The sequence below is a fragment of the Novosphingobium nitrogenifigens DSM 19370 genome, from assembly GCF_000192575.1.
In the GTDB taxonomy this organism is placed as follows: Bacteria; Pseudomonadota; Alphaproteobacteria; order Sphingomonadales; family Sphingomonadaceae; genus Novosphingobium; species Novosphingobium nitrogenifigens.
In genome coordinates this window covers 390,098-411,358 of the sequence record NZ_GL876934.1, presented here as the reverse complement: position 1 = coordinate 411,358, position 21,261 = coordinate 390,098, and the positions used below count along the sequence as shown (strand labels likewise).

Below are 21,261 nucleotides of genomic sequence, written 5' to 3'. Positions count from 1 at the left end.
GCAACCGATGCAAAGATTTTCAGGAACTCCCCATGCTGATGAACACCCACGAGGCGCGGCTTGACGCCTTGCGCAAGCATCTTGCAGCCGAAGGGCTCGACGGTTTCGTGGTCCCGATTTCCGACGAGCACATGAGCGAATATGTCGGGGCCTATGCCCGACGTCTGGAATGGCTGACCGGTTTTGCCGGGTCGGCGGGGACGGCGGTGATCCTGCGCGAAGAAGCGGCGATGTTCGTAGATGGGCGCTATACGCTGCAAGTGCGGGAACAGGTCGATCCGCGTTTCTATTCCTATCATCAGGTTCCGGGCGAAAGCGTCCCCGGCTGGCTTGGGACGCAGGCGCCGCAGGGTGCGCGGATCGGCTTTGATCCCTGGCTGCACACGCGCGGCTGGGCTGAAACGGTGGCGCGCGCGCTCGCCGCGCGTGGCGGCGAACTGGTCGCGGTGGCGGCCAATCCGGTCGATGTGGTGTGGGAGGATCGCCCCGCGCCGTCGCCTGCGCCCGCCGTTCCCCATGGAATCGAATTCGCCGGTGTCGATGCTGTGACCAAGCGCGGGCAAGTGGCCGCCTGGCTCAAGGAAAAGAGCCTTGATGCGGTGGTGATCGCCGCGCTCGATTCGGTTGCATGGCTCTTCAATCTGCGCGGTAGCGACGTCGATCGCACTCCGGTCGCGCTGGCGTTCGCGCTGGTCCATGCCGATGGCAGCGCCGACCTCTTCATGGCGCCGGAAAAGGTGACGCCCGATCTCGTCGCGCATCTGGGCGAGGGCGTGCGTCTTGCTTCCCGTGATGCCTTCGTGCCCGCGCTTGAAGCGTTGGGCGGGCGCAAGGTCGCGGTCGATCCCGATCGCAGCGTGGAGGCAATTTTCCGCGCGCTCGAAAGTGCCGGGGCGACGATTGCGCCGCTGCTCGATCCCACGATCCTGCCCAAGGCGGTGAAGAACCCGGTCGAGCTGGCGGGACACCGCGCGGCGCAGGCTCGCGACGGGGCGGCCATGGTGCGTTTCCTGCGCTGGCTCGAAGCGACTGCGCCTGCCGGTGGAGAGACCGAGCTTTCGGCGGCCGCGCGACTGGAAGCCGAGCGGGCGGCAAGCAATGCGCTGGTCGACTTGTCCTTCGACACGATTTCGGGTGCCGGGCCCAATGCGGCCATTCCGCATTACCGGGTCGATGAAGCCTCGAACCGGACGATCGCGCCCGACAGCATCTATCTCGTTGATTCGGGCGGGCAGTATCGCGACGGCACCACCGACATTACCCGCACCGTCTGGATCGGCCCCGGCGCGCCTCCGGCGCAAGTGCGCGACCGGTTCACCCGCGTGCTCAAGGGGCATATCGCCCTGTCGCGCGCCGTGTTCCCGCAGGGCACCAATGGGGCCCAGCTCGACGTGCTGGCGCGCCAGTTCCTGTGGTCGGCGGGGCTCGACTATGCCCATGGCACCGGGCACGGCGTCGGCAGCTTTCTTTCTGTCCACGAAGGGCCCCAGCGCATTGCCAAGGCGCAAGGCGGGCAGGCCGGGACTGCGCAGGAATTGCTCGAAGGCATGATCCTGTCGAACGAGCCGGGCTATTACAAGGCAGGCGATTACGGCATCCGCATCGAGAATCTGGTGCTGGTGACTGGACGGACGATCGCCGGGGCGGAAGGCGCTTATCTGGGCTTTGACAATCTGACGTTCGTGCCGATCGACCGCAGCCTTGTCGATGTCGATCTGTTGAGCGCGGAAGAGCGCGGCTGGTTCGACGCCTATCACGCGCAAGTGCGCTCGATCCTGGCGCCGCTGCTCGAAGGCGAAGATCTTGCCTGGCTCGAAGCGGCGACCGCGCCGTTGGTCTGAGCCCATGCGTGTTGCGACCTGCAACGGGTGTGTCTCGTTGCAGGTCGCCCATCGCGCGACAATCTGCGACAAAATACCCGCCAACCCGGCATAGTTCAGCGACAACCGCGTCCTATATCATGGGACAGAAAGTCGCGGGGCGGTTTACAATCAGCCCCCAAGCACAATCCCGGCAGGCTTCCCCCAATCCCCCATGCCTGCTGCGGGACCGCGCCGCGGCTTTCCCCCGTTTATCAAACGGCGCTCCGAGAAAGGGGACGACGAAATGAAGAAGTTGCTGCTGGCAGGTGTTGCCGCGGGCCTGATGTTGTCTGCGGCGGTCGAGTTCGCTGCGCCTGCCTTTGCTGAAAAGGCTCCGCAGAGCCAGGACAAGGGCGGACCCGACCGCGAAATCGCCTGGGCCGACGTGAAGGCCAAGGCCGATGGTCTGTGGGACAAGCTCGACGCCAATCACGACGGCAAGCTTGACCAGGCCGATCGCGATGCCCGCGTGCTCGAACACTTCGCCGAAATCGACGCGAACCACGACGGCGTGGTAAGCAAGGACGAATTCCTGGCTTTCCACCATGCGCGTGAAGCGAAGTGGAAGGAAAAGCGCGAGGACATGCCGCCTCCGCCGCCTCCGGGCGGAAAGGGTCCCGAAGGAAAGGGTCCCGAAGGAAAGGGCCCCGAGGGTAATGGGCCGCATGGCATGGGCATGATGGGCCCGCATCGCATGCACCCGGGCATGATGGGGCCGGAAGGCTTCATCGGAGAAGCGATCATCCACCCCGCGATGCGCGAAGCGCGTCAGGGCGATACGCTCACCCGCGCCGCTTTCGATGCGGCGGTCAAGGCTCGCTTCGACAAGCTTGACGCCAATCACGACGGCAAGTTGACGCGCGAGGAACGCCGGGCGGCATTTGGTCCGCGCGGTCCCCACGGCTGGCACCATGAGGGCCGTCGTGGCCCGCCTCCGGGAGATGGTGACGGCCCGCCGCCGCCTTCGGGAGATGAAATGTAAGTTTGCGATTGGGAACTCCGGTCGGCCGGGGTTCCCGACGCGACACCTAGCATGAAATGGGATTGTGGACGTGACGACCATGCTGGAACCTGTCCGACAATCGGATATGAGCGATGGGATGAGCGAAGCTGCCACCGAAATCCTGCTGGTCGACGACGAAGCGGCCCTGCGTGAACCCCTGGCCGATTATCTCGCCCGTCAGGGATTTGTCGTGACCCAGGCGGCGAGCGCCGCCGAGGCACGCGGCCGGATTGCCTCGGCCCATTACGATCTCGTCCTGCTCGACATCATGATGCCGGGCGAGGACGGATTGTCGCTCTGCCGCCATCTTGCCGAAACCAGGCGGATGCCGGTCATCTTCATCACGGCCAAGGGCGAATCGACCGACCGTATTGTCGGGCTGGAAATCGGCGGCGACGATTATGTCGTAAAGCCGTTCGACCCGCGCGAACTGGTCGCCCGCATCCGCAGCGTGCTGCGTCGATCGGGCCGGGTGATCCCCGAAGCCGTCGAAGCGACGCTCTATGAATTCGAAAGCTGGCGGCTCGATCCGCTCAAGCGCCGCCTGACCGATCCCGAAGGCGTGGTGGTGCCGATTTCCTCGGCAGAATTCCGCCTGCTCATGGCGTTCCTCGACCATCCGCGACAAGTGCTCGACCGCGATCGCCTGCTCGACATGGTGCAGGGGCGCGAGGCGCATCTGTTCGATCGTGCAGTGGACAACCAGATCAGCCGCCTGCGTCGCAAGATCGAGATCGACAGCCGCAATCCGCAATTGATCCAGACGGTCTGGGGCGGGGGCTACATGCTCGCCGCCGAAGTGCGCAAGATCGTGGCCAAGGACTGAAGGCGCTCGCCGTGAACGCGTTGCCATCGCAACCGGACGGGAAAAAGCCCTTCCTGCGCCGCATTCCGCTCTGGCCGCACAGCCTCATGGGGCAGATGTTGCTGGCGATCGCGCTGGCGCTTTTCGTGGCGCAAGGGTTGTCGGCCTATCTGATCTGGCGCGAACAACACGAGCGTCATCTGGCCGGAATGGTCAACAGCACCGCCATGCGCATGCTGGGTGAACGCATGGCGATGCGGCACGGATTTTCCGAAGGCATGCACCCACCCGGACCGCCTCCGGGGTTTCCGCCGGGATCGCCTCCGCCCGATCTTCAGCCTTTGCCCGCCTTGCCGGGAGGTCTTCCTCCCGAAGAGCGGCTGCGCCTGCCGCGCACGCTGCGTTTCCATGTCGACAGCCGCTCGCCCGAACAGCCCGGCGACATTCACATGGCCGAGATGGAAAAGCATCTGCGGCAAGTGCTGGAATCTCAGGGCGAACAGGTAAAAGCCGTGCTGGTGGTCGAACGCGATCCCGCGCGGGATGCGCTTGTGGGGCCGGTCCTGCCCGCCTTGCGTGCGCGGTTCGACACCTCGACCGGGGAAGGCTATCCTCGGCTGGTGATCGCCTCGATGCAGCAGGCGGACGGGACGTGGATGACCGTACGCAGCTTCGTGCCGTCGAACGAGACGCTGCTGCTCATCGCGCTGCTGCGACAGACGATCCTGATCTACCTCGTGCTGGTGGGGGTCGTCGCCCTGATCCTGCGCCGGATTACGCGTCCCTTGCGCGCGCTGACCGGGCGGCTCGAACAGTTCGCCCGCGAACCGGGACGGATCGAACCGCTGGTGCCGCAAGGGCCCGAGGACATGAAGCACCTGATCGCGGCGCATAACGCGATGGAAGCGCGTATCAGTGCCCTGCTCGATGAAAAGGACGTCATGCTCGGCGCGATCGGGCACGATCTCAAGACGCCGCTGGCAGCCTTGCGCGTGCGGATCGAGGCAGTCGAGGACGATACCGAACGTGCGCGCATGGCCGCCACGATCGAGGACATCAATCGCTCGCTCGATGACATTCTCTCGCTGGCGCGCGTCGGGCGCCCGTCGGATCCGGTCGAGGCGACTGAAATCTCCGCGCTCGTCGTAGATATCATCGGCGAATACGAGGACATGGGCGAACCGGTCGAAGTGATCGATCTCGAACGCATGGTTGCGCCGGTGCGCGCGACCTGGCTGCGTCGGGCCTTGCGCAATCTGGTGTCCAACAGCCTGCGCTATGGTGAACGCGCGCGGGTGACGCTGGCGCGCGACGGGCACGAGGCAGTGATCACGGTCGATGACGACGGACCGGGCATTCCGGAGGGTTCGATCGCCCTGATGATGGAGCCCTTCACCCGGCTCGACCCGTCGCGCAACAGTGCGACCGGGGGCACGGGGCTGGGGCTCACGCTCGCGCGGGCGATTGCCGATCAGCACGGCGGTTCGCTGATCCTTGCCAATCGGATCGAGAAGGGCCGGGTCGTCGGTTTGAGAGCAACCTTGCGGGTTCCGCTCGCCTGATCGCACGGCCTTGCGGGTTCAGGGGTATCGTTTGCCCGGACCCGGGGTTGCCGTTCGTCGGGCCGGGTCGGTCGCTGGTCGATGGCGTCACGGCAATCCGGTTGGCTTTGCAACCATCTCCTTGCTAGGCAGGACCATTCGCGGCCGCCGCTCCCGGCTGGCCGACGTCCTCCCATGGGGTGATGATGATCAGCTTTTCCAAGCATTCCCTTGCCGCGCTGGCGCTTGCCGGTTCGGCGCTTGCCCTTGCCGTATCCGTCCCTGCCTGCGCTGCGCCTGCTGCCCCGGTTGCAGCTCCGGCTTTCCCCGTCGATGGAACGCTGCCGCATACTGCGATCCCCAGCCACTATGCCATCGGGATCGTGCCCGATCCAAAGGCGATGACCTTCGCAGGCACCTTTGCCATCGACATCGATGTGCCCCAGGCAACCGATGCGATCACGCTCAACGCTGCGATGCTCAAGATCGGCGAGGCAAAGCTTGTCGCGACCGGGGGCAAGGCCACGGCGCTCAAGGTCACGTTCGACGACAAGCAGGAAACCGCAAGCTTTGCCGCAGGCAAGACGATTGCTGCCGGACACTATCGTCTGGAAGGCACTTATACCGGGCACATCGACACGCAGGCGAGCGGCCTTTTTGCGCTCGATTACACCGGCAACGACGGCAAGCCGACTCGCGCGCTCTTCACCCAGTTCGAGCCGAGCTATGCGCGCCAGTTCGCCCCGATGTTCGATGAACCCTCGTACAAGGCAACTTTCGACCTCTCGGTCGTCGTTCCCGAAGCGCAGCTTGCAGTCAGCAACATGCCGGTCGCGAGCGAGGCTCCGGCGGGCAAGGGGCTGAAGAAAGTCACCTTCCGCACCACGCCGAAAATGGCTTCGTACCTCTTGTTCTTCGGCGCGGGCGATTTCGAGCGGATGAGCAAGATGACCAGCGCCGGGGTCGAAGTGGGCATCGTCTCGCCCAAGGGCAGCGGCGAACAGGCCCGCTTTGCGCTCAACGAGCTGGCGGGGCTCGTCCCCTATTACAACGACTATTTCGGTCAGAACTATCCGCTGCCCAAGCTCGACAACATTGCCGGGCCGGGCCAGTCGCAGTTCTTCAGCGCGATGGAAAACTGGGGCGCGGTGTTCACGTTCCAGCGTGACCTGCTCGAGGATCCCAAGACGACCTCGCCTCAGTCGCGCCAGTTCATCGAAGTGGCCCAGGCCCACGAGATCGCTCACCAGTGGTTCGGCGATCTCGTCACCATGGCCTGGTGGGACGACCTCTGGCTGAACGAAGGGTTCGCCAGCTGGATGGAAACCAAGGCGACCGACCATTTCCACCCCGACTGGTTCGCGCTGATCGGACGCGTCGGCGGGCGCGAGGCGGCGATGGGGCTCGATGCCTTCCGCACGACGCACCCGATCATCCAGAAAGTGCGCACGGTCGACGAAGCCAATCAGGCTTTCGACGCGATCACCTATCAGAAGGGCGAAGCCGTCCTTGCCATGCTGGAAGCCTATGCGGGCGAAACCACCTGGCGCGACGGCATCCGCGCCTACATGGCCGCGCACAAGTTCGGCAACAGCCACACCACCGACCTCTGGAATGCGGTCGAGGCCGCCGGGGCCAAGGGGCTGAGCACGATTGCTGACGATTTCACCAAGCAGCCGGGCATTCCGCTGGTTCGCGTCGCTGCTGCGCAATGCGCAGGGGGCAAGACCACGCTGTCGCTGGTGCAGGACGAATTCACGCGTGATCGCGTCGGCGAACCTTCGACCCGGCGCTGGCATGTGCCGCTTCTGGTCGCGGTGGGCGGAGGCGCTCCGACCCGCTCGATCATGGCCGACGGCAAGACGACGCTGACGATCGAGGGATGCGGTCCGGTGGTCATCAATGCCGGACAGCTCGGCTATTACCGCTCGCTCTATACGCCGACACAGTTGAAGGATCTGGCCGGGGCCCTGCCGCGCCTTGCTCCGATCGACCAGCGCGGTCTGGTCGCCGATCAGCTCGAACTGGCCCAGGCCGGGTATCAGCCGATGGCGGGCGCCCTTGCGCTGCTCGCGGCGGTGCCGGGCAAGGGCAATCCCGAAGTCGCCAATGAAGCGATCCGCCGGTTCAGCGGGCTTTACGATCGTTTCGGGGACAACGCCGGGGCCGGAAAGGCCGCGCTCGCAGCCCGTGCGATCGCCCTGTGGAAGCCGCGCCTCGATGCGCTCGGCTTCGATCCCAAGGCCGGGGAAGCGCTGCCTGACGCCGACTTGCGTTCGACGCTGGTCGCGGTGCTGGGCAAGCTCGGCGAACCGGGCGTGGTGGCAGAAGCGCGTCGCCGCTTTGCCGCGCTCGACACCGATCCCGCTGCGCTTGACGGTCCGCTCAAGCAGGACTGGCTGGGCATCGTTTCCCGCAATGCGACGCCTGCCGAATGGGACAAGCTCGAACGGTTGGCCGAGGCGGCGACGTCCACGGTCGACCGATCCGATCTCTTCGTGCGTCTGGGCGCGGTGAAGGACCCGGCTCTGGCGAACAAGGCGCTCGCTCTTGCCCTGACCGACAAGCCGGGCAAGACGACGTCGGCGGCGATCATCACGGCGGTCGCGCGCGAACACAGCGAGCAGGCGTTTGACTTCTTCCTCGCGCATCGCGACGCGGTACTCGACCTGGTCGATGCCTCGGGCCGGACGACGTATGTCGAACGGCTCGCCTCGACCGCCAATACGCAGGCCATGGTCGACAAGCTGACGGCCTATGAAAAGACGATCGAACCGGGCGCGCAAAAGCCGGTCGAGCGTGCGCTCGCCCGCATTCGCAACCGTCTGGCAACCGATCCGCGCATCACCAGCGAAACGACGGCCTGGCTCGCAGGCCAGTAATCCTCACGAGGGCGTAAATCCTCAAGAGGACGGAAACCCTCAAAGGGCTGGCGTCGGTTTTGCATCGGCGCCGCCCACACGCTAAAGGGCCGGGTCTCATGACCCGGCCTTTTTTCATTCTGCTCGATGATGCGCGCCGCGACGGCGCGGTGCCGTCGCGGCTCTACGAAACGCCACTCGAAACCGTCGTTGCCCGGCGTCCGGAGGAGGTCGTGCCCGCTCTTGCCCGGATCGGCGCGGTTCCGGGGCATTGGGCCGGCTATGTTGCCTATGAAGCCGGGCTCGCGCTCGAACCCCGGCTCGAAGGACTGGCTCCGGCGCGGACCGGGGCGTCGGGCCCCCTGGTGTGGTTCACGCGCTTTGCCGACCTCACCTTGATGAACGACGCCGACGTCGAAACCTGGCTTGCAATGCAGGCGGAGGGGGAAGGGCGGCTCGGGCCGATGACGCCCGATCTTTCGACCGGCGGGTATGCCCGCGCCTTTGCCGGAGTCGAGGAAGCGATCCGGGCAGGCGATACCTATCAGGTCAATCTGACTTTTCCGCTCGGCGGGACATGGCGCGGCGATCCTCTGGCGATCCATGCGCAACTGCGCCGCGACGCCCGCGCGGGTTATGGTGCGGTGATCTGGGACGGATCGCACTGGCACCTGTCGCATTCGCCCGAACTCTTCTTCCGCCTCGATGCGGGCGATGCGACCGTCCGTCCGATGAAAGGGACCGCCCCGCGCGGACGCACCGAGGAAGAGGATCGGGTCAACCGCGAAACCCTGGCCGCCAATGTTAAGGATCGGGCCGAAAACCTGATGATCGTCGACCTGATGCGCAACGATCTCGCGCGTCGGGCGGTGCCGGGCAGCGTCAAGGTCGAGGCGCCCTTTGCCATCGAAAGCTATCCGACGGTGCACCAGATGGTGACCACCGTCCACGCCCGGCTCCTGCCCGGCGAAGGAGCCGCCGATCTTGTCCGCGCGATCTTCCCTTGCGGGTCGGTGACGGGGGCGCCCAAGATTCGCGCGATGGAATTGATCGATACCCATGAACGCGATGCGCGGGGGCTCTATTGCGGTGCCATCGGCCATGTCGATCCTGCTGGCGATGCGGTGTTCAATGTGGCAATTCGCAGCTTGCGTCTGGCACCCGATCATCCGGGGGCGGATGGCGGGCGCGCCACGATGGGGGTCGGATCGGCGGTCGTTGCCGATTCCGTCGCCTTGGGCGAATGGCGTGAATGCATGATCAAGGGGAATTTCTTGCAACTGTCCGCCGGTCAGGCCGATCTTATCGAGACCATGGCGTTCGATCCGGCCAAGGGGATCGCGCTGCTCGAATTCCATCTCGAACGTCTGCGCGACAGCGCCTCCGCGCTCGCTTTCGCGTTCGATCGCCATGCCGCGCGCAATGCCATTCATGCGCTGTGTTTCGATCTCGACGCTCCGGCGCGGGTGCGGCTGGTCGTGTCGCGCGGCGGGGCCATGGCGCTCGAAACCGCGCCGCTGCCTGCGCCGATCGAGGGGGCTCTGGTCTGCGCGGTCCTGCCCCTGCCGGTCTCCGCCGATGACTGGCGCTTGCGCCACAAGAGCAGCGATCGCGGGTTCTATGAAGCAGCGCTTGCCGCCGCCCGGGCTGCGGGCGCGGGCGAGGCGCTGTTCCTGCGCGACGATGGCCTCGTCACCGAAGGCAGCTTTACCAATGTTTTCGTCCGTCGCAGCGACGGACGCCTTGTCACCCCGCGCGCCGATCTCGGCCTTCTTCCCGGTGTCCTGCGGCGCAGCCTGATCGACGCCGACAAGGTGGTCGAAGGCGAAGTGCGCCTTGCCGACCTTGCCGATGGATTTCTGGTCGGCAATGCGTTGCGCGGACTTGTCCCGGCGCGTCTGCTGGAGCTTTGAAAATGCCCCCCATCGATCACCTCAGCGCGGCTCTGGCCCGCATCGCCCCCTCGCGCACCAATGCCATGACCGACCGGGCCATCGCCCTGCGCGCGGCCGGGCGCGACATCATTTCACTGTCGGTCGGCGAACCCGATTTCCCGACGCCCGACCACGTCAAGGCGGCGGCCAAGGCCGCGCTCGATGCCAACGATACCCGCTATACCGCCGTTGCCGGGACGCAGGCCCTGCGCGAAGCGGCGGCGCTTCATTTTCATCGTGATCTCGGCATCACGGTGCCGCCCGGACAAGTGATCGTCTCGGCTGGGGGCAAGCAGGCGATTTTCCACGCGCTTGTCGCGACGCTCGATCCGGGCGACGATGTCCTGATCCCCGCGCCGTGGTGGGTGAGCTATCCCGAGATCGTGCGCTTTGCCGGGGCCAACGTGGTGCCGATGCAGACCGACGCTGCCGGGGGCTTTCGCATCACCGCCGACCAGCTCGAGGCCGCGATCACCCCGCGCACCCGCTGGTTGCTGCTCAACAGTCCCGGCAATCCGACCGGCGCGACGTATACCGAGGCGCATCTTGCCGCACTGGGTGAAGTCCTGCGCCGCCATCCCCAGGTTCTGGTGCTGAGCGATGACATCTATGCGCCCTTGCGCTATACACCCGGTGCGCATGCAACGCTCAGCGTGGTTTGTCCCGATCTCGCGCCGCGCGTTCTGACGGTTTCGGGCGTGTCGAAAAGCCACGCCATGACCGGTTTTCGCATAGGCGTCGCCGCCGGTCCGGAATGGCTGATTGCCGCGATGGGCAAGTTGCAGTCGCATTCTTCGGGCAATCCCTGCTCGATCAGCCAGGCGGCAGCCGTGGCGGCCTTTGCCGGGCCGCAGGAATTCCTCGCCGACTGGCGTGAGCGTTTTCGCGTGCGGCGCGATCGGGTGGTGGCGGCGATCAATGCCATCCCCGGTCTTTCGACTCCGGTGCCCGATGGCGCCTTTTACTGCATGATCGATGCCGCGCCGCTGATGGCGCGCTTCGGCGACGATGAAGGACTTGTGATGCACTTGCTCGAACACGGGGTAGCCGTGGTCTCGGCTTCGGCTTTTGGCGGAAAGGACGGCTTCCGCATCAGTTTTGCCGCCGATGACGAACGTCTCGAACGGGCGATCGAACGCATCGCGGCGGCGCTGGCATGAACGAGCTTTCGATCCTGTTCGAAGACGGCGAAGCGCTGGTCATCGACAAGCCCGCCGGTCTGCCGCTTGATCGTCCGCGCGCGGGCGGGATTTCGCTCGACGACCGCCTCGACGAATTGCGGCTGGGTTTCCAGCGTCGCCCGGCGCCGGTCCATCGGCTCGACCGCGACACGTCCGGATGCCTTTTGCTGGCGCGCAATCCCAAGGCGCTCAAGCGGTTTGCCGCTGCTTTCGAAGCGCGCAAGGTGATCAAGATCTATCTCGGCGTGGTCGCGGGACCGGTTGAGGGCGACAAGGGCACGATCAGCCTGTCGTTGTCCAAGATCAGCAGCGAAAAGAACGGCTGGCGGATGATCCCCGCGCGGCAGGGCAAGGCCGCCGTGACCCACTGGCGCGTCCTTGCGCGCAAGGACGGGTTGACGCTCGTCGAATTCCGCCCGGAAACCGGCCGTACGCACCAGATCCGCGTCCATGCCGCCTCGGGGCTGGGGCACGCCCTGCTCGGTGACCCGGTCTATGGCAAGGCGGTGGCGGGGACGCGCACCATGCTCCATGCCGCGCAGCTGGTGATCCCGCGCGAGGGCAAGGACACGATCGAGGCCGAAGCACCACTTCCCGCCGATTTCGTGGCTTTGGGCTTTACGATCGAACCGTGAGTGCCGCCGACGCCCTCGTCGAACGCGCGCTGGCGCTTGCCAGCGAAAGTTTCATCGCGGCGGCGGGGCCGGGCGGGCAGAATGTCAACAAGGTCGCGACCGCCGTGCAATTGCGCGTCGATGTCTTTGCCTTGCGGCTCGCCCCGGAAGTCTTTCACCGCTTGAAGGAACTGGCCGGGTCGCGGATGACGGCGGGGGGCGAGATTGTCCTCACCGCCCGCCGTTTCCGGACACAGGAAGCCAATCGCGACGACGCGCGCGAGCGGCTGGCCGAGATCTTGCGCGAGGCGATGAAGATTCCGGCCAAGCGCGCCAAGAGCCGCCTCAACCGCGTCGGCAAGACTGCGCGGCTGGCGACCAAGAAGAACCGTTCCGCGATCAAGGCCGGACGCGGTAAAGTCAGCTTCGACTGACCGGCTTCACCGGCACTTACAGGGCCGGGGATCACCCTTCGAAATTGCGGATCACGTCGAGAAAGCGTTCGCCATAGGCGTCGCGCTTGCGTGCGCCCACGCCGCTGATTTCGGCAAGACCGTCGAGCGTCATCGGGCGCATGGCCGACATTTCGCGCAAAGTGGCGTCGTGGAAGATGACATAGGGCGGAACGCCTGCCTCGCGCGCAAGATCGCGGCGCAAGGCGCGCAGCGCGTCGAACAGCGGGTCGTTGCCGCCGACGTCCGCCGATCCGCCGCGACGGCGACGCGGGGCCTTTTCGGTGGTCTTGGGGACGATCAGGTCAACTTCGGCCTCGCCTTTCAGAATGGCGCGAGCCTCGCCGCCCAGCATCAGGCCGCCGTGTTCATTCTGGACCAGTGCGCCGCGCGCCTGCAAGGCTCGGCTGACGGGGCGCAGGAGGTTGGCTTCCTCATCGTCGACAATGCCGAAGACCGACAACTGGTCGTGGCCGCGCTGCATGACGCGTTCGTCCGAAGCGCCTTTCAGCACTTTTTCGACGTGGCCGAAGCCGAACGCCTGTCCGGTGCGATAGACTGCCGACAGCAGCTTGCGGGCGAGTTCGGTCACATTGGTGACCGCCGGAGGTTTGAGGCAATTGTCGCAATTGCCGCAGGTTTCGGGCGGGTTTTCCCCGAAATGGCGGAGCAGGATCGCGCGGCGACATCGCGGGGTTTCGACAAGGCTGGCGAGCATGTCGAGCCGCGCGCGTTCGCCGGAAAGGCGCGTTTCGTCCATTTCACCCAGACGCGCGCGGGCACGGGCGAAATCTTCGGCACCCCACAGCATCATCGCGACCGCCGGATCGCCGTCGCGACCCGCGCGTCCGGTTTCCTGGTAATAACTTTCGATCGATTTGGGGAGCGCGGCATGGGCGACGAAGCGCACGTCGGGTTTGTCGATGCCCATGCCGAATGCGACCGTCGCGACCATGATCATGTCTTCGGAGGCGACGAACGCGGCCTGATTGGCGGCGCGGACTTCGGGCGCGAGTCCGGCGTGATAGGGAAGAACCGTGCGCCCGGTCGCGCCCAGCTGGTCGGCTAGCTTTTCGACGCCCGCGCGGGTCGGGGCATAGACGATGCCCGGTCCCGGCTGCCCTTCGATCAGCCGCGTGATCTGGCGCAGTGGATTGTCGCGCGGCGTGATCGAATAGCGGATATTGGGCCGGTCGAACCCGGCGATGACAAGGCCATCGGAAGGAATGCCGAGCTGATCGAGAATGTCGGCGCGGGTATGGGCATCGGCCGTCGCGGTCAGGGCAAGACGGGGAACCGAGGGGAAACTGTCGAGCAGCGGGCGCAGCAGGCGATAGTCGGGGCGGAAATCATGCCCCCATTCGGAGACGCAATGCGCTTCGTCGATGGCAAAGAGCGCGAGCGGCGCGCTTTCGAGCAATTCGCGGAAATGCGGTTGGCTCGCGCGTTCGGGCGCGATGTAGAGCAAGTCGAGCGCGCCCGCGCGGAAACGTTCGATCGTCTGTCCGCGATCGGTGTCGGCGCTGGTCAGCGTTGCCGCGCGGATGCCGTTGGCGGTGGCGGATCGCAACTGGTCGTGCATCAGCGCGATCAGCGGCGAGACGACGACGCAGGTTCCTTCGAGCATGACGGCGGGAAGCTGATAGGTCAGCGACTTGCCCGCGCCGGTGGGCATGACGGCGAGCGTCGATTGCCCGGCGAGCACGCGCCCGACCACGGTTTCCTGCACGCCGCGAAAGGCGGGAAAGCCAAAGACGCGCGAAAGCGTTTCGCGCGCGGCGGAAAGGTCGTTGACCGCTACCGACATCACGCGGCCGGCTATGCCCGCAACCGGGCGGGTGCGCCAGAGGGTATCACGCTATTCCGGCAAGACGGCGCCGAACCATCGGCACGGTCAGCATGGTGCTGGCAACCGCCATCAACAGCATGGCGGTAAAGGTTTCGGCGGTGATGATCTGCTTGTCGAACAGGACGTTGACGAAAATGATCATGATCAGCGCCTTGGTCTGGAGCATCCAGCCGATCACGCTCGCTTCGCCTTTGGCCCAGCCGAGCAGGCGTCCGGCGAGGTGAACGCCCACAAGCTTGCCTGCGATCGAGGCGACGAGGAACAGCCCCGCCGAGCCGAAAATCGCAAGCGTGCCTTCTCCATCAAGGCCATCTCCCCATTTCGTCTTGAGCCCGGTCGAGAGGAAGAACACCGGCATCACTGCCAGCAACAGGAATTCGCGCAAGGCGTCGCGGCGGGCCATGTCGAAATGGTGGCCATCGAGCACGGCCCCGGCGAGAAACGCGCCGACCATGAAATGAAGGCCCGACCAGTCGGCGGCAAACCCGCTGGCCGCAAGCCAGATCAGGCCGATCGCCCAGCGATCGTTTTCTCCGACGCGGGCGATCAATTTGCGCATGCCCCAGGCGGCAAGGGCGAACGTGCCGAGGAACAGCGCTTGTCGTCCCATGCGTTCCCAATCGACGAGAATGAGTGCCAGCACGCCCCAGATCGCCACGTCGTCGAAGCTGGCATAGCGCAAGAGCCGATGCCCAAGCGGGCTGCGGAAAATGCCGAGCTTTTCCATGAGCAGGACCAGGATCGGCAGGGCCGTGACAGCACAGGCCATGCCGATCCCGAGCACGGCCTGCCCATAGGTGCCCTTGGGTCCGATCCAGCCCGGCGTGCGCAGGATGAGTGCGGCGGCAAGCGCACCGAACGCGAGTGGAACGAGCAGCGCGGAGGCGGCGGTCGTCAGCGTCTCGCGGCGATTGGTCCAGGCATCGTGAAGATCGAGTTCCAGTCCGGCCGCGAATACGAAGAGCATGACCGCCCACCAGGCAATGCCGTTGAGCGCGCCGATAACCGGCGGGGCGAAGAGGAAGGCGTATGTCGCGGGAAAGACAGCGCCCAGAATGCCGGGACCGAGCAGAATGCCGGTCAGGATCTGCACCACCACCAGCGGCGCAAAGCCGTCGGTCCGCAGCAGGCGCCAGAATGCATAGGGTACGGCCAGAATGATCGTCAGTGCGATCAGGAATATTTCGGTCGGGCCCAACGGTATCTCCCCAAAGTCTTTTTTCTTTGGGGCAAAGAGCATGACCCGGCCTGCCCTGACAAGAGCAGGCCGGGAAAACGTCAGTCGAGGTTGGGGCGAAGCCAGCGTTCGGCAGTGGCAAGGTCGATGCCGCGCCGGGTCGCATAGTCCTGCAACTGGTCGCGCCCGATCGTCGCCACGCCGAAATACTGGCTTTCGGGATGGGCGAAATAGAACCCGCTGACTGCAGAAGTCGGCAGCATCGCCTGGCTTTCGGTCAGAGTGATGCCCGCCGATTGCGTTGCGTCGAGCAAGTCGAACAGGATCGGCTTGAGGCTGTGGTCCGGGCACGCCGGATAGCCGGGGGCCGGACGGATGCCGCGATAGGATTCGCGGATCAGCGCGTCGTTGGTCAGTTGCTCGCCCGGCGCATAGGCCCACAGCGTGGTGCGGACATGCTGGTGCAGGCGTTCGGCAAAGGCTTCGGCAAAGCGGTCGGCCAAGGCTTTGAGCAGGATGTCGGAATAGTCGTCGTGCGCCGCGCGGAAGCGTTCGAGATGAGCGTCGATGCCGTGGATGCCGACGGCAAAGCCGCCGATCCAGTCGCCTGCCGGGTCGATGAAGTCGGTGAGGCAGAAATTGGCGCGACCCCGGCTCTTGGCGAATTGCTGGCGCAGGAACGGCAGGCGCAGGCGGGTGTCGCCATCGTCGAGGAAGACGATCACGTCGTCGCCTTCGGCCGCGCATGGCCAGAACTGCGCGACGCCGCGTGCGGTCAGCCACTTTTCCGAGATGATCTGTTCGAGCATCGACTGCGCATCCTGCCACAGCGAACGGGCGCTTTCCCCGACGATCGCATCGTCGAGGATGGCCGGGAACGTGCCCGCCAGTTCCCACGCGCGGAAGAACGGTGTCCAGTCGATGTACTGCGCCAGATCGGCCAGATCCCAGTCGGCAAAGATATGGCGGCCGGGCTGTTCGGGCGGCGGCGCCTTGTCGGTGAAATCGGCGGCGAAAGCGTTTTCGCGGGCTTCCTCGATCGACAGCAGCTTCGATCCGCCCTTGCCCGCGCGGGCGTCGCGCACGGCCTGATATTCGGCGGCGGTGGTGGCGATGAAGCCTTCCGCCTGGGTATCGGACAGGAGCTGGCTGGCAACGCCGACCGCGCGGCTGGCGTCGAGGACGTGGATGACCGGGCCGTCATAGGCCGGATCGATGCGCAGCGCGGTGTGGACCTTGCTGGTGGTCGCGCCGCCGATGAGCAGGGGAACGGTCATCCCGGCCCGCTGCATTTCCTCGGCCACGGTGACCATTTCGTCGAGCGAGGGGGTGATGAGGCCCGACAGGCCGATGATGTCGGCTTGCGTTTCGCGCGCGGTCTCGATGATCTTGGTCCAGGGCACCATGACGCCGAGGTCAATCACTTCATAGCCGTTGCACTGAAGCACGACGCCCACGATGTTCTTGCCGATGTCGTGGACGTCGCCCTTGACCGTCGCCATGATGATCCGGCCCTTGGCTTTCGCCCCGGCTTCCTTTTCGGCCTCGATGAAGGGAATGAGGTGGGCGACCGCCTTTTTCATGACGCGGGCGGACTTCACCACTTGGGGCAGGAACATCTTGCCCGCGCCGAAAAGGTCGCCGACCGTGTTCATCCCCGCCATCAGCGGGCCTTCGATCACTTCGATCGGGCGGGCGTGGGCAAGGCGCGCTTCCTCGGTATCCTCGACGATATGGGCGTCGATGCCCTTGACCAGCGCGTGTTCGAGACGGCGCACGACATCCCAGCCGCGCCATTCCTCGGCGGCCTTTTCGGCGGCCTTGTCCCGTCCCTTGAAACTTTCGGCCAGTTCTATCAGTCGCTCGGTCGCATCGGCGCGACGCATGAGCAGCACGTCCTCGCACGCTTCGCGCAGGACCGGATCGATCGCGTCATAGATGTCGAGCTGACCGGCGTTGACGATCGCCATGTCCATGCCCGCCGGAATGGCGTGGTAGAGGAACACCGAATGCATCGCCCGGCGCACGGTCTCGTTGCCGCGGAAGCTGAACGAGAGGTTGGAGAGCCCGCCCGAGATATGGACATGGGGGCAGGCGGCGCGGATTTCGCGCGCGGCTTCGATGAAATCGAGTGCGTAGCGGTCGTGTTCCTCGATCCCCGTGGCGACGGCAAAGACGTTGGGGTCGAAAATGATGTCTTCGGCCGGGAACCCGATGCCGGTCAGCAGGGCATAGGCGCGCTTGCAGATCGCGACCTTGCGTTCGCGGGTGTCGGCCTGCCCCTTTTCATCGAACGCCATGACGACGACGGCCGCGCCATAGTCGAGGCACTTGCCCGCATGGGCGAGGAAGGCTTCCTCGCCTTCCTTGAGCGAGATCGAATTGACGATCGGCTTGCCCGAGACGCATTTCAGACCGGCCTCGATCACGTCCCATTTCGAACTGTCGATCATGACCGGCACCCGCGCGATGTCGGGTTCGGCGGCGATCAGCTTGAGGAAGGTGGTCATGGCGAGCTCTGCGTCGAGCAGGCCTTCGTCCATGTTCACGTCGATGATCTGGGCGCCGTTCTCGACCTGCTGGCGGGCGACGTCGACCGCCTTGGCATAGTCCCCGGCAAGGATCAGCTTCTTGAACGCGGCAGAGCCGGTGACATTGGTGCGTTCGCCGATGTTGACGAAGCGGGCGCCGGTGGCGGCGGACTGGTCGGAGGTCATGATGAGCTTCTTTGAAAAGGGGGTGTCGTCGGCGGATCGGTGCGTGCGATCAGAGCGGGGTGATCAGGACGCCATGATGAAGGGTTCAAGACCGGCAAGGCGCGTCTCGACCGGCACATCGGGCAGGGCGCGGGGCTTGAGGCCCGCAACCGCCTGCGCCATCGCGGCGATATGATCGGGCGTCGATCCACAGCATCCGCCCAGCACGTTGACCTGCCCGTGTTCGGCCCATTCTCCGACGAGGCCCGCGGTGGTCCTGGGCGCTTCGTCGTACTGTCCCAGTTCGTTGGGCAGCCCGGCATTGGGATAGATCATGATCAGCGTTTCGGCGATTTCCGACAGCGTCCGCACGTGGGGGCGCAACTGGCTGGCACCGAACGAGCAGTTGAGGCCGACCGTGACCGGGCGAGCATGACGCACCGCGTACCAGAATGCCTCGACCGTGTGGCCCGACAGGTTGCGGCCCGAAAGATCGGTCAGCGTCATCGACAGCATCAGCGGCACTTCGCGACCGAGCGTGCGCTCGACCTGGCGCACGGCCATGATCGCGGCCTTGGCATTGAGCGTGTCGAACACGGTTTCGACGAGGATGAAGTCCGCGCCGCCTTCGACCAGGGCCGTTGCCTGTTCGGCATAGACATCGACCAGCGTGTCCCAGTCGATTTCGCGATAGCCCGGGTCGTTGACATCGGGGCTGAGTGAAAGCGTCTTGTTGGTCGGGCCGATTGCCCCGGCAACGAAGCGCGGACGACCGTCGCGGGCGGTGAATTCATCGGCAACCCGGCGCGCGAGACGGGCGCTGGCGACGTTGATGTCGCGCACCAGATGTTCGGCACCGTAATCGGCCTGGCTGATACGGTTGGCCGAAAACGTGTTGGTTTCGGCAATGTCCGCCCCGGCTTCGAAATAGGCGCGGTGGATCGCTTCGGGAACCTCGGGCCGGGTCAGCGCGAGGATGTCGTTGTTGCCCTTTTGATCATGCGACAGGCCGAGTGACCCGGCATAGTCCGCTTCGGTCAGGCCCCGGCGCTGGATCTCGGTGCCGAAGGCGCCGTCGGTGATGAGAATGCGCTTGGCCGCTTCGGCAAGGAACGCGGCGCGGGCGGCGCTGGGGACAAGAGTCATCAAACGGTTTCCTTTGGGCGGACGCCCAGCAACTGGCAAATGGCAAAAGCCTGATCGGCGCGATTGAGCGTGTAGAAATGGAAGTCGCGGACCCCGCCATTGTATAGGCGGCGACACATGTCGGCGGCAACCACCGCCGCGACGAGCGCGCGCGAACCGGGGCGATCATCGAGCCCGGCGAACATGCGTTCGAGCCAGTCGGGAATCTGGACGTTCCCGCCCATGCGGCGAATGCCCGAAAGATTGGTTACCGGCATGATGCCCGGCAGGATCGGCACCGTGATTCCGGCCGCCAGCGCGCGGTCGAGAAAGCGGAAATAGGCGTCGGTCGAAAAGAAGAACTGGGTGATCGCCCGGCTCGCCCCGGCATCGACCTTGCGCTTCAGGTTGTCGAGATCGGCTTGCGCACTCGTCGCCTCGGGATGGACTTCGGGATAGGCGGCAACCGACAGTTCGAACGGATGCCGCGCGGCAAGTCCCGCAACGAGTTCGGCGGCATTGGCATAGCCGTCGGGATGGGGAACGAAGCGGCCGCCCGCCGACGGCGGCGGATCACCGCGCAGCGCGACCAGATGGCGCACGCCCGCGTCCCAATAGCGATCGGCGATTTCTCCGATTTCACCCCGGCTCGCGCCGACGCAGGTGAGGTGCGCGGCCGGGACGAGCGAGGTTTCGCGGACCAGCCGGGCAACGGTTGCATGCGTGCGTTCGCGCGTCGACCCGCCAGCGCCATAGGTCACCGAGACGAACGAGGGATCGAGCGGCGCCAGGGCCTCGATCGCTTCCCACAGCTGGACTTCCATCGCGTCGCTCTTGGGCGGGAAGAATTCCAGGCTGACATTGATGTCACCGGCCATGTCGGCAAACAGCGGCTCTTCGTCAGCGTGGGTCGGGGGCGAAAGGGGGGGCACGAGACTCATTGTTTCAGACATCCTCATACGGGCGTGCGATGAGCCGGGCTCACCGGTTGCCGGTATCATGCGACGCGGACGGAGCACGGCGCACCGCCGTCCACAACTTGACGATCAATTCCTTGCCCGCGAGCGCACGGTCGGCGAGCGGTTCGAAACCGGCTTCGGCAAACAGGGCGGCCATCTGGGCGTCGGCAAAGCCGAGGCGGGCATGGGCATGGCGGGTGCGCAGTTCCTCGCGGTCGTGCGCGGCGAAATCGACAATGGCGATGCGTCCGCCCGGCGCGGTGACGCGCGCGGCTTCGGCCAGCACCGCTTCGGGCGCCTGCGCATAGTGCAGCACCTGATGAAAAAGCAGGGTGTCGAAGCTGGCCGAGGCAAAGGGCAATTGCGCGAAATCGCCCTGAACCAGTTCGACTTTGCCTGCGGGCAGGTGTTGCAGCCGGGTGCGGGCCAGACGCAGCATGTCGGGGCTGCGGTCGAGTGCGGCGACGCGGCTGGCCAGCGGGGCGAAAAGTTCGGCCATGCGCCCGGTGCCGGTGCCGACGTCGAGCAGGCGGCCGAGGCCTTCGCCATTGGCCGCTTCGCGCAGCAGTTCGGTCAGGGCCTGTTCGACCGGGCCGTCGGCGATGTGCAGGCTGCGCAGGCGGTCCCACTGTGCGGCATGGCGCGTGAAATAGTCCTGGGCGTGGGCCTGTCGCGTCGCGCGGATGGCGTCGAGATGCACGCGATCCTCGGTGCATTGCGCGGCGAACGCGCAATCGCCGTCTTCGGCCAAGGCAAGCAGGCGCCCGAGTGCTTCGACCAAGGGGGCGCTGCCGCCGCCACGCGATTCGTCGCTTTGCGCGCGCAGGAACACCCAGGCCCCTTCGCGACGGCGTTCGGCAAGGCCTGCGTCGCACAGGATCTTGACATGGCGCGAGACCCGAGGCTGGCTCTGCCCCAGCACTTGCGCGAGTTCGCCCACCGCCAGCTCCATGCTGGCAAGCAGGCGCATGATACGCAGGCGCGTCGGGTCGGCCAGCGCGCGCAGCATTTCCAGCAGGGAGATCGTTGCGGTCATGGCATGGCGTATAAAGACATCTTTATATGGCGCAAGGCATATAAAGTTTTCGTTATATCAAGTCCGGGTTTCCCGGTTCCGTTTGTCGCTCGGTTCGCCGCACCCCGATTGGACAGGGGCGTATGGTCTGGCTAGAACGGCGCGCATCCCCTTGCGCCTCGTGCGT

The 21,261-nt window shown here is 65.5% G+C and carries 15 protein-coding genes; 9 read left to right on the top strand and 6 right to left on the bottom strand.

Annotated elements, in window-relative coordinates; all coding sequences use genetic code 11:
• Positions 1 to 32 precede the first annotated feature (32 nt).
• The 9 genes from Y88_RS16055 (at position 33) to arfB (ending at position 12,235) form a co-directional block, all read left to right on the top strand.
• Positions 33 to 1,841 (top strand): aminopeptidase P family protein, encoded by a 1,809-nt coding sequence (locus tag Y88_RS16055; protein ID WP_008071112.1) that lies wholly within the window; start codon positions 33 to 35, stop codon positions 1,839 to 1,841.
• Positions 1,842 to 2,106: 265 nt separating this feature from the next.
• Positions 2,107 to 2,844, top strand: coding sequence for an EF-hand domain-containing protein (locus Y88_RS16050; protein ID WP_008071111.1), 738 nt, complete (start codon positions 2,107 to 2,109; stop codon positions 2,842 to 2,844).
• A 118-nt stretch (positions 2,845 to 2,962) separates the two neighbouring features.
• On the top strand, positions 2,963 to 3,691 hold the full coding sequence (locus Y88_RS16045; RefSeq protein ID WP_157132675.1) for a response regulator: 729 nt from the start codon (positions 2,963 to 2,965) through the stop codon (positions 3,689 to 3,691).
• Between the two features lie 86 nt (positions 3,692 to 3,777).
• Complete coding sequence (locus Y88_RS16040) at positions 3,778 to 5,232, top strand: ATP-binding protein (protein WP_018075868.1); 1,455 nt, start codon at positions 3,778 to 3,780, stop codon at positions 5,230 to 5,232.
• 182 nt (positions 5,233 to 5,414) lie between these two features.
• Positions 5,415 to 8,093, top strand: coding sequence for a M1 family metallopeptidase (locus Y88_RS16035; RefSeq protein WP_018075867.1), 2,679 nt, complete (start codon positions 5,415 to 5,417; stop codon positions 8,091 to 8,093).
• Positions 8,094 to 8,191: 98 nt separating this feature from the next.
• Entirely contained in the window at positions 8,192 to 9,985 is a 1,794-nt protein-coding gene (gene pabB, locus Y88_RS16030) for an aminodeoxychorismate synthase component I (RefSeq protein WP_008071104.1), read from the top strand.
• Between the two features lie 2 nt (positions 9,986 to 9,987).
• Positions 9,988 to 11,166 (top strand): pyridoxal phosphate-dependent aminotransferase, encoded by a 1,179-nt coding sequence (locus tag Y88_RS16025; protein WP_018075866.1) that lies wholly within the window; start codon positions 9,988 to 9,990, stop codon positions 11,164 to 11,166.
• Positions 11,163 to 11,822 (top strand): RluA family pseudouridine synthase, encoded by a 660-nt coding sequence (locus Y88_RS16020; protein ID WP_008071103.1) that lies wholly within the window; start codon positions 11,163 to 11,165, stop codon positions 11,820 to 11,822. The genes Y88_RS16025 and Y88_RS16020 overlap by 4 nt, the downstream gene beginning before the upstream one ends.
• A complete protein-coding gene (gene arfB, locus Y88_RS16015; protein ID WP_008071102.1) occupies positions 11,819 to 12,235 on the top strand; it encodes an alternative ribosome rescue aminoacyl-tRNA hydrolase ArfB in 417 nt (138 codons plus the stop codon). The genes Y88_RS16020 and arfB overlap by 4 nt, the downstream gene beginning before the upstream one ends.
• A 31-nt stretch (positions 12,236 to 12,266) precedes the next feature.
• Here arfB and recQ read toward each other — a convergent pair whose 3' ends face one another.
• The 6 genes from recQ to Y88_RS15985 form a co-directional block, all read right to left on the bottom strand.
• Positions 12,267 to 14,060: a DNA helicase RecQ gene (recQ, locus tag Y88_RS16010; RefSeq protein WP_008071101.1), complete on the bottom strand. Its 1,794-nt coding sequence runs from the start codon at positions 14,058 to 14,060 to the stop codon at positions 12,267 to 12,269.
• A 46-nt stretch (positions 14,061 to 14,106) separates the two neighbouring features.
• On the bottom strand, positions 14,107 to 15,300 hold the full coding sequence (locus Y88_RS16005) for a cation:proton antiporter (protein WP_008071100.1): 1,194 nt from the start codon (positions 15,298 to 15,300) through the stop codon (positions 14,107 to 14,109).
• A gap of 80 nt (positions 15,301 to 15,380) precedes the next feature.
• On the bottom strand, positions 15,381 to 17,996 hold the full coding sequence (gene metH, locus Y88_RS16000; protein WP_008071098.1) for a methionine synthase: 2,616 nt from the start codon (positions 17,994 to 17,996) through the stop codon (positions 15,381 to 15,383).
• A gap of 63 nt (positions 17,997 to 18,059) precedes the next feature.
• Positions 18,060 to 19,121, bottom strand: a complete 1,062-nt coding sequence (locus tag Y88_RS15995; protein WP_008071096.1) for a homocysteine S-methyltransferase family protein — start codon at positions 19,119 to 19,121, stop codon at positions 18,060 to 18,062.
• Positions 19,121 to 20,041: a methylenetetrahydrofolate reductase [NAD(P)H] gene (metF, locus tag Y88_RS15990; RefSeq protein WP_008071094.1), complete on the bottom strand. Its 921-nt coding sequence runs from the start codon at positions 20,039 to 20,041 to the stop codon at positions 19,121 to 19,123. The genes Y88_RS15995 and metF overlap by 1 nt, the downstream gene beginning before the upstream one ends.
• Before the next feature lie 40 nt (positions 20,042 to 20,081).
• Entirely contained in the window at positions 20,082 to 21,095 is a 1,014-nt protein-coding gene (locus Y88_RS15985) for an ArsR/SmtB family transcription factor (RefSeq protein ID WP_008071092.1), read from the bottom strand.
• Positions 21,096 to 21,261: the final 166 nt, after the last annotated feature.

What these genes read in the sequence shown, in the direction of transcription:
- Y88_RS16055 (WP_008071112.1), top strand. Translation starts at nt 33, where the DNA reads ATGCTGATGAACACCCACGAGGCGCGGCTTGACGCCTTGCGCAAGCAT.
- Y88_RS16025 (WP_018075866.1), top strand. Translation starts at nt 9,988, where the DNA reads ATGCCCCCCATCGATCACCTCAGCGCGGCTCTGGCCCGCATCGCCCCC.
- Y88_RS16035 (WP_018075867.1), top strand. Translation starts at nt 5,415, where the DNA reads ATGATGATCAGCTTTTCCAAGCATTCCCTTGCCGCGCTGGCGCTTGCC.
- pabB (WP_008071104.1), top strand. Translation starts at nt 8,192, where the DNA reads ATGACCCGGCCTTTTTTCATTCTGCTCGATGATGCGCGCCGCGACGGC.
- Y88_RS16020 (WP_008071103.1), top strand. Translation starts at nt 11,163, where the DNA reads ATGAACGAGCTTTCGATCCTGTTCGAAGACGGCGAAGCGCTGGTCATC.
- recQ (WP_008071101.1), bottom strand. Translation starts at nt 14,060, where the DNA reads ATGTCGGTAGCGGTCAACGACCTTTCCGCCGCGCGCGAAACGCTTTCG.
- Y88_RS15995 (WP_008071096.1), bottom strand. Translation starts at nt 19,121, where the DNA reads ATGACTCTTGTCCCCAGCGCCGCCCGCGCCGCGTTCCTTGCCGAAGCG.
- Y88_RS15985 (WP_008071092.1), bottom strand. Translation starts at nt 21,095, where the DNA reads ATGACCGCAACGATCTCCCTGCTGGAAATGCTGCGCGCGCTGGCCGAC.
- metF (WP_008071094.1), bottom strand. Translation starts at nt 20,041, where the DNA reads ATGAGTCTCGTGCCCCCCCTTTCGCCCCCGACCCACGCTGACGAAGAG.
- Y88_RS16045 (WP_157132675.1), top strand. Translation starts at nt 2,963, where the DNA reads ATGAGCGAAGCTGCCACCGAAATCCTGCTGGTCGACGACGAAGCGGCC.
- metH (WP_008071098.1), bottom strand. Translation starts at nt 17,996, where the DNA reads ATGACCTCCGACCAGTCCGCCGCCACCGGCGCCCGCTTCGTCAACATC.
- Y88_RS16050 (WP_008071111.1), top strand. Translation starts at nt 2,107, where the DNA reads ATGAAGAAGTTGCTGCTGGCAGGTGTTGCCGCGGGCCTGATGTTGTCT.
- Y88_RS16040 (WP_018075868.1), top strand. Translation starts at nt 3,778, where the DNA reads ATGGGGCAGATGTTGCTGGCGATCGCGCTGGCGCTTTTCGTGGCGCAA.